At 58.2% G+C, this 17,476-nt stretch carries 17 protein-coding genes; 4 read left to right on the forward strand and 13 right to left on the reverse strand.

All coding sequences use genetic code 11. From position 1 onward, the window contains the following. Positions 1-560: 560 nt before the first annotated feature. The 6 genes from msrQ to AEQ67_RS00225 all read right to left on the reverse strand — a co-directional run bounded on the left by msrQ (position 561) and on the right by AEQ67_RS00225 (position 6,543). Positions 561-1,181 (reverse strand): protein-methionine-sulfoxide reductase heme-binding subunit MsrQ, encoded by a 621-nt coding sequence (msrQ, locus tag AEQ67_RS00200; protein WP_059401942.1) that lies wholly within the window; start codon positions 1,179-1,181, stop codon positions 561-563. Then, complete coding sequence (gene msrP / locus AEQ67_RS00205; protein ID WP_059401943.1) at positions 1,181-2,194, reverse strand: protein-methionine-sulfoxide reductase catalytic subunit MsrP; 1,014 nt, start codon at positions 2,192-2,194, stop codon at positions 1,181-1,183. Before msrP ends, msrQ begins: the two co-directional genes overlap by 1 nt. A 63-nt stretch (positions 2,195-2,257) precedes the next feature. Then, positions 2,258-3,115: a CDP-diacylglycerol--serine O-phosphatidyltransferase gene (pssA, locus tag AEQ67_RS00210; RefSeq protein WP_056746100.1), complete on the reverse strand. Its 858-nt coding sequence runs from the start codon at positions 3,113-3,115 to the stop codon at positions 2,258-2,260. 144 nt (positions 3,116-3,259) lie between these two features. Further along, complete coding sequence (gene ilvC, locus AEQ67_RS00215; protein WP_007948647.1) at positions 3,260-4,276, reverse strand: ketol-acid reductoisomerase; 1,017 nt, start codon at positions 4,274-4,276, stop codon at positions 3,260-3,262. Between the two features lie 48 nt (positions 4,277-4,324). Then, positions 4,325-4,816, reverse strand: coding sequence for an acetolactate synthase small subunit (gene ilvN, locus AEQ67_RS00220; RefSeq protein ID WP_003176102.1), 492 nt, complete (start codon positions 4,814-4,816; stop codon positions 4,325-4,327). 2 nt (positions 4,817-4,818) lie between these two features. Next, the gene (locus AEQ67_RS00225) at positions 4,819-6,543 is read right to left on the reverse strand and encodes an acetolactate synthase 3 large subunit (protein WP_059402174.1); all 1,725 of its coding nucleotides are present in this window, start codon (positions 6,541-6,543) and stop codon (positions 4,819-4,821) included. A gap of 398 nt (positions 6,544-6,941) precedes the next feature. On the opposite strand from AEQ67_RS00225, the gene AEQ67_RS00230 reads away from it, so the two are divergent. Continuing rightward, on the forward strand, positions 6,942-7,355 hold the full coding sequence (locus AEQ67_RS00230; RefSeq protein WP_059401944.1) for a DUF4124 domain-containing protein: 414 nt from the start codon (positions 6,942-6,944) through the stop codon (positions 7,353-7,355). A 128-nt stretch (positions 7,356-7,483) separates the two neighbouring features. Here the strand turns inward: AEQ67_RS00230 and AEQ67_RS00235 are convergent, their stop codons facing one another. From AEQ67_RS00235 to mrcB, 3 genes are read right to left on the reverse strand one after another with little or no spacing between them, the layout of a single operon-like run. Further along, the gene (locus AEQ67_RS00235; RefSeq protein ID WP_059401945.1) at positions 7,484-7,819 is read right to left on the reverse strand and encodes a YqcC family protein; all 336 of its coding nucleotides are present in this window, start codon (positions 7,817-7,819) and stop codon (positions 7,484-7,486) included. Next, the gene (locus AEQ67_RS00240; RefSeq protein WP_059401946.1) at positions 7,819-8,556 is read right to left on the reverse strand and encodes a tetratricopeptide repeat protein; all 738 of its coding nucleotides are present in this window, start codon (positions 8,554-8,556) and stop codon (positions 7,819-7,821) included. Before AEQ67_RS00240 ends, AEQ67_RS00235 begins: the two co-directional genes overlap by 1 nt. A 16-nt stretch (positions 8,557-8,572) precedes the next feature. Continuing rightward, positions 8,573-10,897, reverse strand: a complete 2,325-nt coding sequence (gene mrcB / locus AEQ67_RS00245) for a penicillin-binding protein 1B (protein WP_059401947.1) — start codon at positions 10,895-10,897, stop codon at positions 8,573-8,575. 117 nt (positions 10,898-11,014) lie between these two features. On the opposite strand from mrcB, the gene AEQ67_RS00250 reads away from it, so the two are divergent. The 3 genes from AEQ67_RS00250 (at position 11,015) to AEQ67_RS00260 (ending at position 13,575) form a co-directional block, all read left to right on the forward strand. After that, complete coding sequence (locus AEQ67_RS00250; RefSeq protein ID WP_059401948.1) at positions 11,015-12,571, forward strand: bifunctional aminoglycoside phosphotransferase/ATP-binding protein; 1,557 nt, start codon at positions 11,015-11,017, stop codon at positions 12,569-12,571. A 90-nt stretch (positions 12,572-12,661) separates the two neighbouring features. Continuing rightward, positions 12,662-13,006 carry a pentapeptide repeat-containing protein gene (locus tag AEQ67_RS00255; protein ID WP_059401949.1) on the forward strand — a complete coding sequence of 115 codons (345 nt, stop codon included), beginning with the start codon at positions 12,662-12,664 and terminating at the stop codon, positions 13,004-13,006. Between the two features lie 296 nt (positions 13,007-13,302). Beyond that, positions 13,303-13,575 carry a TfoX/Sxy family protein gene (locus tag AEQ67_RS00260; RefSeq protein ID WP_007971093.1) on the forward strand — a complete coding sequence of 91 codons (273 nt, stop codon included), beginning with the start codon at positions 13,303-13,305 and terminating at the stop codon, positions 13,573-13,575. Positions 13,576-13,863: 288 nt separating this feature from the next. On the opposite strand, the gene AEQ67_RS00265 is transcribed toward AEQ67_RS00260, so the two are convergent. The 4 genes from AEQ67_RS00265 to AEQ67_RS00280 are packed head-to-tail and all read right to left on the reverse strand — an operon-like array spanning position 13,864 to position 17,407. Next, a complete protein-coding gene (locus AEQ67_RS00265) occupies positions 13,864-14,712 on the reverse strand; it encodes a ChaN family lipoprotein (protein ID WP_059401950.1) in 849 nt (282 codons plus the stop codon). 21 nt (positions 14,713-14,733) lie between these two features. Further along, entirely contained in the window at positions 14,734-15,501 is a 768-nt protein-coding gene (locus tag AEQ67_RS00270) for a heme ABC transporter ATP-binding protein (protein WP_059401951.1), read from the reverse strand. After that, a complete protein-coding gene (locus AEQ67_RS00275; RefSeq protein ID WP_177333622.1) occupies positions 15,501-16,484 on the reverse strand; it encodes a FecCD family ABC transporter permease in 984 nt (327 codons plus the stop codon). Before AEQ67_RS00275 ends, AEQ67_RS00270 begins: the two co-directional genes overlap by 1 nt. Before the next feature lie 50 nt (positions 16,485-16,534). Continuing rightward, the gene (locus AEQ67_RS00280; RefSeq protein WP_059401953.1) at positions 16,535-17,407 is read right to left on the reverse strand and encodes a heme/hemin ABC transporter substrate-binding protein; all 873 of its coding nucleotides are present in this window, start codon (positions 17,405-17,407) and stop codon (positions 16,535-16,537) included. Positions 17,408-17,476: the final 69 nt, after the last annotated feature.

Genomic DNA, 17,476 nt, shown 5'->3' on the forward strand with positions numbered 1-17,476 from the left:
ATCAAACTCTTCAGTTCAAACATCTTTGGGTTTTTAAGAAACCCTAAACTTGGCTCAGCAATCGTTGGTTACATCTTTGATTTCTCGCGGAGTAACTTGTGATGCTGATAATCTTGTTGACTATCAGTCTGACTCCACAAGCACCCACACGAATTGCTTGATTCAGTTGTTAAAGAGCGGTTGGTTAAGACTTTCGTCTCAACCGAGGCGCGCATTCTACAGCGTCCTCTGTATCTGTCAAGCGGTTATTTTTCGAAGTTTTCAAAGTTTCCTTTGCAACTTCAACCACTTGCGCTTCCGATCTCTCGTTAGCGGGAGGCGAATTCTACAGCGTTACTCGCTGCTGTCAACACCTCTCTTCCGCCGCTTTCGACCGAGAAGATCGAATCGTCAAAAGCGCCAAACAACCCTGCTCTTTCAACTCCTTCCAGGCTTCGATGAACTGAAGCAACCTGCTGCCGAAAACTGCGTAACTCTTTGTTTACCAAGGAGTTTTCCGTTTCGACTGCGCCGGAAGTGGGGCGAATTATAGACACTCAGGATTTGCCGTCAACCATTAATTACGCCTTTCGTGCAGAAGATGCCTTTTTAGCCATTAAACGGGGAATTCGACGGTTTACAGGCGGTAGCCGCAACACCAACAACAACGCACCTATAGAGGCATAGACCGCCCACTCCTTCAGATCGGCGCGAACAATCCACAACATATGCAGCAAGCCAAGCCCGAGAACCCCATAGGCGAGGCGATGCAGCTTCTTCCAGCGCGAACCCAATCGTCGCTGACTGTAGCGATTGGACGTCACCGCCATCGCCAACAAACACACAAACCCCAGCGTCCCGACAATGATGTACGGCCGCTTGCGCAGCTCGACACCCAGCTGCGACCAATCAAAGCCAAGGATAAACGCCGTATAGCTACTCAGGTGCAGCACCACATAAGCGAAACACCACAAACCCAGTTGTCGCCGGACAGCCACCCACCCCGCCCAACCCGTCAGCCTCTGCAAAGGCGTCATGCTTAACGTAATGAGCAACAGGACAAGCGTCCCCAGCCCCAACCGATCAACCAGCACCTTACCCGGATCAGGCCCCAGCACATCCGCCCAGGCCTGGTACAACCACAGCAGCGGCCACACTGCTGCAGCTATAAAGACGCCAATTCGCCAAATCGGAAAACGCATCAGTAGTTCTTCCGCAAATCGAGCCCTGTATAGAGAGAGGCGACTTCATCCGAGTAGCCGTTGAACATCTGCGTGTCCCGAACATTGGGCTTGAACAGGCCGCTCGGCAAACGCCGCTCACGGGCCTGGGTCCAGCGCGGATGATCGACAGTAGGATTCACGTTCGCATAGAAACCATACTCATCCGAGGCAATGCTCTGCCAGGTGGTTTTCGGTTGCTCGCTGACCAGGCTGATACGCACGATGGATTTAACGCTCTTGAAACCGTATTTCCAGGGCACCACCAAACGCAAAGGCGCGCCGTTCTGATTCGGTAACTCACGCCCGTACATGCCCACCGCGAGAATCGCCAATGGATTCATCGCTTCATCCAGACGCAGCCCCTCCACATAAGGCCAGTCGATCAAGGCAAAACCGGAACGCTGCCCCGGCATGCTCTTGGGATCCTCCAGGGTTTCGAAGCGAATGAATTTGGCTTTGGAGGTTGGCTCGATTTCCTTGAGCAAAGCCGAAATGGGAAAACCAATCCATGGAATGACCATCGACCAGGCCTCCACACAACGGAGTCGGTAGATCCGCTCTTCCAGCTGATAGGGCTTTATGAAGTCTTCCAGCGCATACCGTCCGGGTTTACCCACCTCCCCGTCCACCACCACACTCCACGGTTCGGTTTTCAGCGCACCCGCGTTGGCGGCCGGGTCACCTTTATCGGTGCCGAACTCATAGAAGTTGTTGTAGTGGGTCGCATCCTTGAACGGCGTGATCGCCTCGTCCTTGACGTTGACCGCTCCCCACTTAGTAGAAGGAAGCTTTTCGGCAAACCAGGATGGTGCCTTGCCAGGCTCGACGTCGGCATAACGCGGCGCATCGTCGGCAGAAGCCCAACGCGGCAGACTGCCCACAGCCAATCCGGCGACAGCAGCACCGAGCACATTGCGTCGAGAAAAATAGAAGGATTCAGGCGTGACGTCCGACTCATGGCAGTCAGACGCTTTGGGGACTTTGATCAGCATGACAACTCCGCAGCATTGGAGGACAGATGCACCAATAGACTGCGGAGTATGAGGGAAATTACCTCACTCGGCGTTTTTGTGCCGACGAAGACGCAGCAGGTATTGCACCGGGCCAGAGGCTGCGTAAGCGAGGAAAACCAGCAGCAGAATGCGCGGCGGATCGCTGAACACTACGGCGAACACCAGCACCACGGCGAGAATCGCCACGAACGGTACGCGCCCTTTCAAGTCCAGCTCCTTGAAGCTGTTGTACTTGATATTGCTGACCATCAGCATGCCGGCGGCCGCGACCATCAGCGCAACCAGGAAGGACATCTTGGAGCCCTGGATGCCGTAATCACTGAACGCCCAGACAATGCCGGCGACCACACCGGCAGCAGCCGGGCTGGCCAGACCGATGAAGTAGCGTTTATCCGCGGTGCCAACCTGGGTATTGAAACGCGCCAAGCGCAAAGCCGCGCCAGCCACATAAATGAAGGCGACCATCCAGCCGACCTTGCCCATATCACCCAAGGCCCAGCCGAACGCCAGCAATGCCGGCGCGACACCAAAGGCAACCATGTCCGACAGCGAGTCGTACTCGGCACCAAAGGCACTCTGAGTATTGGTCATGCGCGCAACGCGACCATCAAGGCCGTCGAGCACCATGGCGACAAAAATGGCGATGGCGGCAAAAGCAAAATACTTGCTCGCGCCGATCGAATCACCGGCACTCAAGGCACTCTGGGCGCTCATCGAGTTGATGATGGAATAAAACCCTGCGAACAGGTTCGCAGTGGTGAACAGATTCGGCAGAAGATAGATACCACGATGCCGGACTTTACGACCTTCAGCGTCATGCCCTTCTTCGATGTGCTCATCGATGGGCAGCAGGCTTTCGGCGTCAGAAGCCTGGTTTGGCTCTTCGGGACGTTCGCTCATGGACATTACCTTGCAACGGGGTGGAAAGTTTCGACAGGTGTCTGGGACGAGGGTTCGGCCGCAAACGATGCAGCTTTATACCAGAACCAGCCTCCCAAACGAAAAAACGCGGCCTAAGCCGCGTTTTTCGTACAAGTGCGCGACTTAGTTTTTAGCTTTGTCGACGATCTTGTTGGCACCGATCCACGGCATCATGGAGCGCAGTTGCTCGCCGATGATTTCGATACCGTGAGCGGCGTTGTTACGACGCTTGGCGGTCATCGAAGGATAGCCGGTTGCACCTTCGCTGATGAACATCTTGGCGTATTCGCCGTCCTGAATACGTTTCAGGGCGTTGCGCATGGCCTGACGGGATTCGGCGTTGATCACTTCCGGACCGGTCACGTACTCGCCGTACTCAGCGTTGTTGGAGATCGAATAGTTCATGTTGGCGATACCGCCTTCGTACATGAGGTCAACGATCAGTTTCAGTTCGTGCAGGCACTCGAAGTAGGCCATTTCCGGCGCGTAGCCAGCTTCAACCAGGGTTTCGAAACCAGCTTTGACCAGTTCAACAGTACCGCCACACAGAACGGCTTGTTCGCCGAACAGGTCGGTTTCGGTCTCGTCCTTGAAAGTGGTTTCGATGATGCCGGTACGACCGCCACCCACGCCAGCGGCGTAGGACAGCGCAACGTTTTTGGCGTTGCCGGAAGCATCCTGATAGATAGCGATCAGGTCAGGGATACCGCCGCCCTTGACGAACTCGGAACGCACGGTGTGGCCTGGTGCTTTCGGCGCGATCATGATCACGTCGAGGTCAGCGCGCGGAACAACCTGGTTGTAGTGGATCGCGAAGCCGTGGGAGAAGGCCAGGGTGGCGCCTTTCTTGATGTTCGGCTCGATTTCGTTCTTGTACAGGGCAGACTGGAATTCGTCCGGGGTCAGGATCATGACCAGGTCGGCAGCAGCGACAGCGGAAGCAACGTCAGTCACTTTCAGGCCATGGGCTTCGGCCTTGGCAACAGTCGCCGAACCTTTACGCAGGCCAACGGTAACGTCAACGCCGGAGTCTTTCAGGTTGCACGCTTGAGCGTGGCCCTGGGAACCGTAACCGATGATGGCAACTTTCTTGCCCTGGATGATCGACAGGTCGCAGTCTTTTTCGTAATAAACTTTCATGAAATTCCCCTATATATCCAGGCCGTTCAGGCCATTCGCTAATTTGGTTTAGATGCTGAGTACTTTGTCGCCGCGGGCAATACCGGTTACGCCGCTGCGGACGGTTTCCAGGATCGAAGCGGTGCCAATGGACTGAATGAAGCTGTCGAGCTTGTCGCTGGTACCGGTCAGTTGAACGGTATACACGCTTGCACTGACATCGACGATCTGCCCACGATAAATATCGGTAGTGCGTTTGATCTCGGCGCGCTGGGCGCCGGTGGCCTTGACCTTGACCAGCATCAGTTCGCGCTCGATATGAGCACTTTCCGACAGGTCGACCAATTTGACCACTTCGATCAGCTTGTTCAGGTTCTTGGTGATCTGCTCGATCACTTCATCATGGCCAACAGTGGTCAACGTCAGACGCGACAAGGTCGGGTCTTCGGTGGGTGCCACGGTCAGGCTTTCGATGTTGTAGTTGCGCTGCGAGAACAGGCCGACTACACGAGACAGAGCGCCGGGTTCGTTTTCCAGAAGCAAGGAAATAATGTGCCGCATGATTAAGTACGCTCCGTCTTGCTCAGCCACATATCGCGCATGGAGCCGTCTTTGATCTGCATCGGGTAGACGTGCTCGCTGGCATCGACCTTGATGTCAATGAACACCAGGCGATCCTTCATGGCGAACGCTTCTTCCATCATCGGCTTCAAATCTTTCAAGTCGGTGATGCGCATGCCGACGTGACCGTAGGCTTCAGCCAACTTGACGAAGTCCGGCAACGACTCCATGTAGGAGTGCGAGTGACGCGCGCCGTAGCTCATGTCCTGCCACTGACGGACCATGCCAAGCACGCCGTTGTTGAGCAGGATGATCTTCACCGGCAGGTCATGCTGCAAGCAGGTCGACAGCTCCTGGATATTCATCTGGATGCTGCCTTCACCGGTCACGCAGGCAACGTCAGCGTCCGGGAAGTTCAGTTTCACGCCCATCGCAGCAGGGAAACCAAAGCCCATCGTGCCCAGTCCACCGGAGTTGATCCAGCGGTTCGGCTTGTTGAAGCGATAGTACTGCGCCGCGAACATCTGATGCTGACCCACATCGGAGGCCACGTAGGCATCGCCCTTGGTCACTTCGCACAGGGTTTCGATCACGGTCTGAGGCTTGATGATGCTGCCGTCACCCTTGTTGTAAGGGAACATGTCGCGACCACCGCGCCACTCTTCAACTTGCTTCCACCAGTTGGCGACCGCTTCCTTGTTAGGGGTTTCGCCGATTTCCTTGAGGGTAGCGACCATTTCGGTCAATACACTTTCCACCGGGCCTACGATAGGAACGTCGGCCTTGATGGTCTTGGAGATCGAAGCCGGGTCGATATCGATGTGGATGATCTTGGCGCTCGGGCAGAACTTCGACGAACCGTTGATGACACGGTCATCGAAACGCGCGCCGACGGCCAGGATCACGTCCGCATGGTGCATCGCCAGGTTGGCGGTGTAGCTGCCGTGCATACCGAGCATGCCGAGGAACTGGCGGTCCATACCCGGATAAGCGCCCAGGCCCATCAAAGTATTGGTCACCGGTGTGTTCAGCAGTTGCGCCAACTCGGTCAGCGGCGCGGAGCCGTTACCCAGAATGACGCCGCCGCCGGCATAGATGATCGGCCGCTTGGCCGCCAACAGCATTTCCACGGCTTTGCGGATCTGGCCCGAGTGGCCACGAACCGCCGGGCTGTAGGAACGCAGCTTGGCTTTTTTCGGGAAAATGTATTCGAACTTCTCGGCCGGGTTGGTCATGTCTTTCGGGATATCGACAACGACAGGACCAGGACGACCGGACTGCGCCAGGTAGAAGGCCTTTTTCATGACTTCCGGGATTTCCGAAGCATGCTTGATCATGAAGCTGTGCTTCACGATCGGCCGGGAGATACCGATCATGTCGGTTTCCTGGAACGCATCGGTCCCCACCATGGTGCTAGGCACCTGGGCGGTCAGGATGACCATCGGGATCGAGTCCATGTACGCCGTGGCGATACCGGTAATGACGTTGGTCGCGCCGGGACCGGAGGTCACCAGTACAACGCCGGCCTTGCCGGTGGCACGCGCATAGCCGTCAGCCATGTGAGTGGCAGCCTGCTCATGACGAACGAGAATATGTTGAACAGATGGTTCTTTGAACAGTGCATCGTAGATATGCAATGCGGCACCACCCGGGTACCCATAGATATACTTGACGCCTTCGTCACGCAAAAAGCGGACGATCATCTCACCGCCAGATAAAAGCTCCACGTTGTCCACCTCTAAAACGCCAGAATACCGTCCACCTAAAGGGACGGGTCTTAATAGGTTTACTTCTCAGCAGAGCATGAGCGACGGTGGTCGCCGACTACGTCAGCACTGACTGAGCAAGTATTGGGATCGTCCCAAGTGTTGCGGGCCTTTCCCACCCAGCGCGAGGTAACGCGTTGCGGGTGTAACAGGTCGGCGCGGATGTGCGCCTCATGATCTGCTGAGTGGGTCTGCTTCTGGCAGTCCCTCTACAGCGGACTTTGGATTCTTCTGTTTCGTCCCCTGCAAGTCAAGTCGTCAATGTGCTTTATTGAAGTAAGCACATGAGAAAGCAAGAAAAAACCGCTAAACAGCAACTGTGTTAGCTTCAATTGCGCAACTTATGGCAAGGAAATGGCATGCGAACGTTCTTCATGGTCACTCTGCTGATCAGCCCTTTGTGTATGGGCGGTCAGATCTACAAATGGGTCGACGCCCAGGGCGTTACCCACTTCGACGCACAACCGCCGCAAGGTCAGGAAGCCACCACCGTGGTTACGCCCTCCCCACCTGCCGGCAAACCGGACACGCTGCCACGCAGCAATGTCATCGGCGATCAACAGGCCATCGACAAGACGGTTAAAAAGCAGGTCGCCGAGCAGCAAGCGCAGCTCAAGGTATTTTGCGAGCAGGCGCGAACGAACCTGGCTCAACTGCAGAACAACCCGCGAGTACGGGAGGAGGTTGAAGGTGAGATGCGCCGCCTGACCGACGAGCAACGTCAGGAGCGCATGACTGAAGCACAGAAGCAGATCAAGGATAACTGCCAGTAGAACCCCCGTAGGAGCTGTCGAGAGAAACGAGGCTGCGCTCTTTTGACTTTGATTTTTTAAGATCAAGATCAAAAGAGCGCAGCCTCGTTTCTCTCGACAGCTCCTACGGTTCCCACGACGGATGGGGGTCAGCGGGAGGCGGTGATCAGCAGGTCGAACTCTTTGAGCAGCACCTGCAACTGTCGATCCTTGCCCTGGACATTACGGGCGGCGAAGACCATTTCGGCCATCTCCTGAATCCCCGATGCGTTGGGCAATGGCAGATCCTGTTCGAGGATCGTTTTCATGCGCGGCAAGAAGATCCATTGCAGCCATTGCTCGAAATCCAGCGTATCGACCGAGAACGGCTCGACGCTGGAAAGCGCTTCGGCGGAGGGTGCAACATCGTCCCACCACCCCTGGATTCGCAGCTCGCGCTCGATCAGTAATAACTGTTCGGCGATCTTCGGGAAGCGTGCATCCATCACGAAGAAACCTTGGCCTTCTGACGGGCCAGTGCAGCGCCAGCCGAGTCACCCTGCTTCTCACGCGCCTGGGCAATCAATTCCCACAGGCTGGCCTGAAGCGCCGGACGACCGCTGGCGAACGTCAGGCCACGACGTGCGAACTGCTCGGCTTGTGGCGCATCGCCCTGAGCCATGCGTACCTGCGCCAGGCGATAAAGCACTTGCGGCTCACGCGGCGCGACACGTTGGGCGCGCTCGAGGCTGGAGGAAGCACCATTGAGATCACCACCTGCCTGTTGCTGCTGAGCAGTGGTCAGCAGCGCCAATACCGGACCATCCAGTTGCTCGTCGGCAGACAAGCCACCACCGGTACTGGCTGAAGGAATCCCGCTCGGCGTCGACGGCATGCTGTAGCTGCCCTGATTGATCGGCGCCGACTGCACCGGCGAGGTATCGATAGGCCCCGGGGTAATCGGGCCTGGTGTGATCGGCGCAGTGCTGATCGGCGCCGATGTTACTGCACCGCCACCAGGCACCATCACAACCACGCCAGTATCGCCTTGCGGGATTGCCTGAGGCTGGGCTTGCACAGGACGTTTGGTCGTCGTCTGACGGTAACCGCCATTTGCCGAAACACGTTCACTGTTCGAAACGGCGCTGCCGGAATCCACAACCGGAATCGAACCGCGCTGTACGGTGGAGCAACCGCTGAGCAAAGCCACGGCGGTAACCGCTGGAATCAACCACTTGTTCACTTGAAACCCTCTTTGCTTAATTCATCCAGCCCTTGACCCAATCCATCACCGTTTCGCCGGAAACGGGACTTTCGCCACTGCAAGCAGCGCCGGGAGGCGGCTCACTGCCGCGAATATACGGCATCTGCACCGCACCTGGGCAGTTGGCATCGGAGCCTTGTCCGGTGTGCGAATCGACCCAGGCCTGAACAATGTTGTCCGGTTGCGGCATGTCCAGCGGCAGCGGATCGGCCTTGCGCATGAAACTGGTCCAGACCTGCAATGCACCGGTGGCACCGGTGAACGGCGTCTTGCCGTTGTCATCGCGACCCAGCCAGACCACGGCCAGCAAGTCCTGACTGAAGCCGGCGAACCAGCTGTCTCGCGAATCGTTACTGGTGCCGGTCTTGCCCGCCAGGGTCAGGGTTTTCGGCAACACGTTATAAACCGAACTACCGGTGCCTTCACGCATGACTCGCTGCATGGCGCTCTGAATCAGGTAAATGGAAGCCGGATCAAAACGCTGCTGAATCTGGAACGGATAACGCTTGAGCGGTTCGCCTTCGGCGGTCAGTACGCTGCGGATCCCGCGCATCGGGGTATTGAAACCACCGTTGGCCAGGGTCTGGTACATGGTCGCCACTTCGATCGGGGTCATACCGCCAGCACCCAGCAACATCGACGGGAATGCCGGAAACTCGCGAGTCACGCCCAGGCGTCCCAAGGTTTTCAGGACATTCGGTACGCCCACCGCCAAGCCGAGACGCGCAGTCGACAAGTTGTAGGAGTGCGCCAGGCCTTGATAAAGGAAAACCGTGCCATGGGAGCGGCGATCATAGTTCTGCGGCTTCCAGACCTGACCGTCCGCCCCTTTGACCGAGAAGGACTCGTCCGACAGCCAACTGGTCAAGGTGTACTGGGTCGGTTTCTCAAGGGCTGTCAGATAAACCGCCGGCTTGATCAACGAACCGATCGGTCGTACCGCGTCCAGCGCCCGGTTGAAACCGGCAAAACTGGCCTGACGGCTACCGATCATGGCCTGCACTTCGCCAGTTTCCGGGTTGGTCACGACCATGGCCGCTTCGACGTCATCGGAACCCTTGCGCCCGGAGAGTCGCTTGAAGGTGTCGTTGACCGACGCTTCTGCTTTCATCTGCAGGATCGGATCGAAACTGGTGAAGATCCGCAGACCTTCTTCGGTCAAGTCTTCGTCGCGATAGTCTTCGCGCAGCTGACGCTTGACCAGATCGAGGAAGCCAGGGAACGAGCTGTCCGCCAGCTTGCCGCGAGTGGTCACACCCAGTGGCATTTTCTTCGCAGCAGCGACTTGTTCGGCGCTGGCAACACCTTGTTGCTCAAGGACATCGAGCACGAGATTGCGCCGTTCAAGCGCCCGCTCAGGGTTACGACGCGGGTTGTAATAGGAAGGCCCCTTGACCATGCCCACCAGCATCGCGACTTGATGCAATTTCAGCTCGGACAATGGCTGCCCGAAGAAAAACTGGCTGGCCAAGCCGAAACCGTGCACCGCGCGCTGCCCATCCTGACCGACGAACACTTCATTGAGGTAAGCCTCAAGAATTTCCCGTTTGTCGTAATGCAGCTCAAGCAACATCGCCATCATGGCTTCGGTAAGTTTACGGGTCAGGCTGCGTTCGCTGGTCAGGTAGAAATTCTTGACTAGCTGTTGCGTGAGCGTACTGCCGCCCTGGGTCATCTTGCCGCCCGAGGTGTTGACGTAAACGGCGCGGGCAATCGACTTGGGCGAAACGCCCCAGTGGCTATAGAAGTCCCGGTCTTCCACGGCTACCAGCGTTTCCAGCAGGTACGGCGGGACCTGATCGATCTTGATCAGAATGCGGTCTTCGAGGTTTTTCGGGTAAATACCGCCGATCAACAGCGGCTCAAGACGCACCACAGATAGCTTGGAACCGTTCGTCGCCGAGAGTTCGGCTACGTAGTCGCCAGAGAACCGCACACGCACAGGCTGGGGTTTCTCCAGGCCTTCATAGAACTGGAAACCACGGGTATTCAAGTCGACGGTATTGCCGCTGACCGCCGCCGCGCCGGGGCCGTTGCTCACCGCTTCGCGTCGGTAGCCCAAGGCATCGAGCTCGGTGAGGAAGTCTTCCTTGCTCAACTTCTGGCCGGTAAACAGCTCGAGCGGGCGCGCGTATACCTTGGCCGGAATGGTCCAGCGCTTGCCAGAGAACTTCTCCTGGACAATAGCGTCGAGGTAAACCGCGAATCCGGCGAGCACCACGAGGCCGACCAGACTGAGTTTAAGGGCCCAGCCCAGCCAGGGGCTCAGGCCCTTGGAAGGTGGTTTTTTGGGGGTGCGGGGGGATCGAGTACGAGTCATGGGCGCGGATTATACGCACTTTATTCATACTCAACAGGAGCCCTCCGAGGTTTGCGTCAGGCGGACTTGCGGCCATAATGTCGACCTTGAATTTTCCCAGACTCTGAAGGATCGCCTGTGAGCCAGTCACTGATCGCTGCCCTGCAAAACCCGGCCCTCTACCCGCATCCCGTAGACGCGTTCCAGGTCATCGAGACCCATATCTCCTGGGTCATCCTCACGGGCCCCTTTGCTTATAAAGTGAAGAAACCGATGAACTTCGGCTTCCTCGACTTCACCAGCCTCGATGCACGGGAACATTTCTGCGCTGAAGAGCTGCGTCTGAACCAGCGTCTGACCAACGATTTGTATCTGGAAGTGTTGCCGATAACCGGCAGCGTCGAAGCGCCACAATTGGGCGGGGATGGCCCGGTTATCGAATACGCGCTGAAAATGCGTCAATTCCCACAGAGCGGGTTACTCAGCACCCTGCAAGCCAATGGCGAATTGACCACCGCGCACATCGATGAGATGGCCGCGCAAATCGCACAATTTCACCTGAATGCGCCAAAAGTGCCTGCCGAACACGAAGCCGGCACCCCGGACAGCGTCATGGCGCCGGTGAGCCAGAACTTCGAGCAGATCCGCCCGTTCCTCAGCGACAAGGCTGACCTGCTGCAACTCGATGCCTTGCAAGCCTGGGCCGAAAGCAGCTTCGAGCGCCTCAAGCCGCTGTTCGCCCAGCGCAAGGCCGACGGCTTTATCCGCGAATGCCACGGCGACATCCACCTGGGCAACGCCACCGTGATTGACGGCAAGGTCGTGATCTTCGACTGCATCGAGTTCAACGAACCGTTCCGCTTCACCGACGTGTACGCCGACACCGGGTTCCTGGCGATGGACCTGGAAGATCGCGGGCTGAAATGCCTGGCGCGTCGCTTTATCAGCCAATACCTGGAGCTGACCGGCGATTACCACGGCCTTGAGTTGCTTAACTTCTATAAAGCCTACCGCGCACTGGTTCGTGCCAAGGTCAGCCTGTTCAGCATGCCAGCCGATGCCTCCCCGGTGCAGCGCGCCACCACCCTGCGTCAGTACCGCAATTACGCCAACCTGGCGGAAAGCTACAGCACCATTCCTTCGCGCTTCATGGCCATCACCCATGGTGTTTCTGCCGTCGGCAAGAGCCACGTGGCCATGCGTCTGGTGGAAGCGTTGGGCGCCATTCGCCTGCGGTCCGATGTAGAGCGCAAACGTCTGTTCGGCGAGCAAACCGTGCCGAACGATCCGCAGGCCGGTATTTATAGTGCCGACGCCAGCGCTGCGACCTACACCCGCCTGCATGAGATTGCCAGCGTGATCCTGCGTGCCGGCTTCCCGGTGGTGGTCGATGCCACTTACCTCAAGCGTGAGCAGCGCGACGGTGCGGCGAAAATCGCCGAATCCACCGGCGCACCGTTCCTGATCCTTGATTGCAATGCGCCGCAAGCGGTAATCGAGAGCTGGCTGGCCCTGCGTCAGGCAGATAAAAAGGATCCGTCTGACGCCAACCTGGCTGTGATCGCGGCCCAGCAAGCCACTCGTGAAGCGCTGACGCCCGCAGAAATCCTCTGCAGCAAACGCGTACAGACCAATGAAAGCGGCACACTCGACACCGTTGTTGCACAGATTCGCCAGCGTCTGCCGGGCCTGTAAAAAGTATTTCAGCCGTGAAGCCTCAGCCGGCTTCACGGCTGTCAAATAGTGGCACTATACTGGCGCCATAAAACCAACAGGTGATGTGACATGAGCCAGCCCAAACTTCTCGACACCCCGCTTTATGCCTTGCTGCACAAAGACGACATCACAGGTTTCAATAACGAGCGCCCCAAAGACGGCACGATCGATATGGTCGGTGGCGACTTCCGTGGTCTGGACTTGCGTGAGCTGAACGCCGACCGCGTCGATTTTACCGATGCCTATTTCCGCTCCGCCGACTTGCGCGGTATCGACTTCCGCCACTCAAACCTGGAAGGCGCGAGCCTCGCACACGCGCAAATCTCCGGCGCCTACTTTCCGCCTGAGCTGAGTGCCGACGAGATTCTGATGTCGATGAATTTCGGTACACGCCTGCGTTATCGCACCCGCTAATACCTGCAGCACATCCCCGATACGACACAATCCCTGTGGGAGCGAGCTTGCTCGCGAAGGCGGTGTGTCATTCAACATTGATGTCGACTGACACTACGTCTTCGCGAGCAAGCTCGCTCCTACAGGGAATGCGAAGCCTTCCTCGACTGCGCTCGCAGACATTTCCCCTCTCTCCCGACATCTTCTTCTTAGAAGCTTTTGCGTCGAAACCGACCAAACAATCACGCTTTTCCTACTGATGGCTACACTCCTCAGAAGCTTGCCCACGCACCATTCGGCCATCGCAAGGAGGCTTGATGAATGATGAACTGCAACACCTGAAGAATCTTGGCAAGACGTCGGCGCAGTGGCTGCATGCCGTGGGCATCCACAGCGCCTCGGACTTGCGTCGCCTGGGGGCGGTGGACGCTTATCGGGCCGTGCGCACGCGCGGGTTTCGAGCGTCCAAGGTGTTGTTGTATGCGATCGAAGGTGCGCTGATGGATGTGCACTGGAATGACATTCCCGCCGAACGCAAGGAAGCCTTGAACAAACAGCTGGAAGCTATTTCTTCACGCCACAAGAATTGAAACGGCACAGCAGCTATGCACCTGCTGGAGCCAACTCACTCAAAATACAGCCTGAAGCCCAATGATTACGGGCGTTTCCAGCGAGGGACCGACGGATTTCAAATAAATCGGAAATCAGCGGTTGACTTGGTAATGAGAATCGCTATGATTATCACAACTGGTCGCGAGACTGGTCGATATTTGAAAAGCCCTTGGTTCGGACTCTCAGATATCTCCTCATCAGGCTAATCACGGTTATTTGACCCGGCTCTTGCCGGGTCTTTTTTTGCCTGTAGAAAAGTCCTTCATTTACTTCCCGAACTGCTTGCGCATCTGCGCGCAGTAATCCGGCGCCACAGTGGCAGGCGTGTACCAGACGTAATCGGCCATCGCCGCCGTCACCTCACTGCCCTGCTGCGCCAGCATCAACACCCTCGGAGCCTCGGGCGCCCCCAGGTCAAGCACATGGATTGGCACGCCAACATCCTTGCGCGCGTGGTAAGCACCGGCGAACAACAAAGAAGGCGTCGGTGCCATCAGTAACCGCTCAGCCATACGACGATCACGTTGCTGCTGGACCGCCAGCATTGCCGGCATTTGCGATTCAGGTAGCAACCCACAATGAGAGTCGCTGATTTGCCCCAGCAACGTGCCCTTGACTGACGGAGCGTTGGAGCGCGAACCGTTTAATGTCGGAGGGTTGGCGTAGACGGAACGGACTTCAAGTGTGTCCAGATTGGCCGCCAGCAGCGGGTACGGCTGGGTCAGGGCGAACCGTACGATCGGCCCGTATACATTCCAGTCCCAACCCGACTGCCAGGCCAATGCACCAGGTAAATCCGCCGGTGGTGTCGAGGCATGACGAACGTCGTCGACGCGCAGTTGTTGATCCGGCGTGAGCATTTCCAGCAGCAGACTGCCTTGAGGACGCTGCTCGCCCAGCGACTGCAATAACCACAGTTGCAGTGCATGGTGATCGCGATTGTCATGCTGCTCACCGACGATCAGCCGCGAAGGCTTCTGCAACCGCTCAACCAGTTGCTGGGGCGTGAGGGTCTGACCGCTGCGCAAGTCCCGAATCTCACCCGTGATCGGCGGCGCCGCAACATGCTGACAAGCACTCAGCAACAGCAAGGCCAGCATCAAAATTCCGCGCATCGTCTCGTCCCTATGAAAAATTCAGCGGGCGATGATCAGCGGATGCCCACGCTCCGGGTGCTGTTGTACCAGCACGTCCAACCCGAACACGGCTTTGAGCGGTTCCGGGCGCAACACTTGCTCGGGCGTATCGAGCGCGACAGGACGCCCGCCTTCAAGCAGTAACAGGCGATCACAATAGCGCGCCGCCAGGTTCAGATCATGCAGGATCACCAGCACCGCTGCGCCACGATCGGCGAACTCGCGCACCGCTTGCAGGGTGGTGTGCTGGTGCAGCGGGTCGAGCATCGACGTCGGTTCATCGAGCAATAGTGTTTGCCCCGCCACCCCCGGCCAGAGTTGCGCCAGCACCCGCGCCAGATGCACCCGCTGTCGTTCGCCACCGGACAGCGCCAGATAGCTGCGGCCGCTCAGGTGTCCGGCATCGGCAGCGCGCAATGCGGCGGCGACGATTTCATCATCACGCACCCGACCACTCTGATGGGGCAAGCGACCCATACCGACCACTTCTTCGACGCGAAAGGCGAAGTCCAGGGTCGATACCTGCGGCAGGACTGCCAAACGTTGCGCGCGCAGCGCTCCGGTCCAGTCACTCAGCTCGCGCTCATCGAGCCAGACGCTGCCGTGATCAGCTTTCAACTCGCCACATAAGGCGCCGAGCAAGGTACTTTTACCGGCACCGTTAGGCCCCAGCACGCCGAGGACTTCGCCCGGTTTGAGTTCCAGCGTGATGTCCGTCAGGACGATCTTGCGCCCACGACGGATTTGCAGAGTGTGCGTTCGCAACATCAGGCACGCCCTCTGAGCAGCAGATACAGAAAGAACGGCGCTCCAATGAAGGCCGTGACGATCCCGATCGGTAACTCGGCCGGCGCCAGTGCCAGTCGCGCCACCAGATCGGCGAACAACAGAAGACTCGCCCCCGCCAGCACAGACGCCGGCAACAGCACCCGATGATCGGGACCGGCCAGCAACCGCACCAAATGCGGAACTACCAGACCGACAAACCCAATCATCCCCGCCGCCGCGACCGCCGCACCGACACCCAGCGCCGTGCAGAACACCAGTTCACGCTTGAGCCCTTCGACATCAATGCCAAGGTGACCGGCCTCCGACTCGCCGAGCAGTAACGCATTCAGGGCTTTGGCCCGGCGCGGCAACCAGAGCGCCACCCCGGCACTCACCAGCAATAACGGCCAGAGCCGCGAATAGCTGGCGCCGTTGAGGCTGCCCAGGTTCCAGAACGTCAGGGTGCGCAGGGTCGCGTCGTCCGCCAGGTAGGTGAACAGCCCCACCGCCGAACCCGCCAGCGCCGTCAGCGCAATCCCCGCTAACAGCATGGTCGCCACGTTGGTTTGCCCGTTGCGTCGGCCCAGTCGATACACCAGCGCCGTGACACCGAGACCACCCAGAAACGCGCATAGCGATAAAAGATAAGGCCCGAAGGATTCCGGCAGACCGCCAAACACCGAGCCACCAACGATCGCAATCGCCGCGCCCAAGGCCGCGCCACTGGACACCCCCACCAACCCCGGGTCGGCCAGAGGGTTACGAAACAGTCCCTGCATCGCCACGCCAGACAACGCCAAAACGCCGCCCACGGCCAAACCCAGCAACGTACGCGGCAGGCGAATCTGCCCAAGGATCAGCTCGGCCTGCTCCAGCCCATCGGGCGCGATGGGCAAGCCGATCAGCCGCAACGCCGCGCGCAAGGTATCCAGCAGCGGCAAACTCACCGGCCCAAGCGCCAACGACAACCAGATCGCCAACAGACACAGCAGGCTCAGGCCGATAAACAACGCACGCGGTTTAACCAGAACGGTCATTGGCCAGCCGTGCCGGGAAAGAAGCCAGCAGAGATTTTTTTCAACGCAGCGGGTAAGCGCGGCCCGCGCCCGCCCACCAGCAGCGCCGGATCGAGTTCCATGACTCGCCCGTCCTTGACCGCCCGGGTCGAGGATAGAATCGGATTTTCCTTGAACAACGCCGCGCGCGCCGCATCGCCGGTCAGCGCCCGGTCGGCAAACACCAGCACGTCGGGATCAAGACTGACCAGGGATTCGTTGGAAAAAGGTTTGTAGCCAGTATGCGTCGCCAGGTTGTGCCCACCAGCGCGTTGCACCAACCAATCGGCAGCGGTGTCCTTGCCGGCAATAAGTGGTTTGCCGCCGGCGTGGCCAAGCAATAACAGCACACCCGGTGACTTTTCCTTCAACTGCGCCCGGGTGACCCGGATCTTTTGCTGATCGAGTTGCTCCTGGTAAGCCTGGAACAACTGCGAAGCCCGATCCTCTGCGCCAAGCAACTTGCCCAGATGTTGCAGATTACCCTGCAACGTCGTCAGGTCAGGCTGAGCCGAGAACAGTTCGACCTGCACACCCGCACTGCGCACTTGCGAAAGCACGGGCGGCGGCCCCATTTCTTCGGTGCCGATCAGAATCTGCGGGCGTAAGCTCAAGATGCCTTCCGCCGAGAGTTGCCGTTGATAACCGATGCTCGGCAATGCCCTGAGGGATTGCGGATGCTGACTGGTGGTATCAACGCCCACCAGTTTTGATTCAGCGCCCAGCGCGCTGACCCACTCCGACAACGCGCCACCGGCACTGACCCAACGTTGTGGCAACTCGGCCGCTGCGGCGTGATGACTGACGAGGAGTCCGACACAAAGCGCAGCAACGCGGGTACTCAGGCGCATAAACAGCTTCCTTTAAGGTTTTCCCGGGCGCCGGGATGACAGGCCAAGTATCCTCGGCATCTGGCACCT

The sequence above is a fragment of the Pseudomonas sp. RIT-PI-q genome, from assembly GCF_001297125.1.
In the GTDB taxonomy this organism is placed as follows: domain Bacteria; phylum Pseudomonadota; class Gammaproteobacteria; order Pseudomonadales; family Pseudomonadaceae; genus Aquipseudomonas.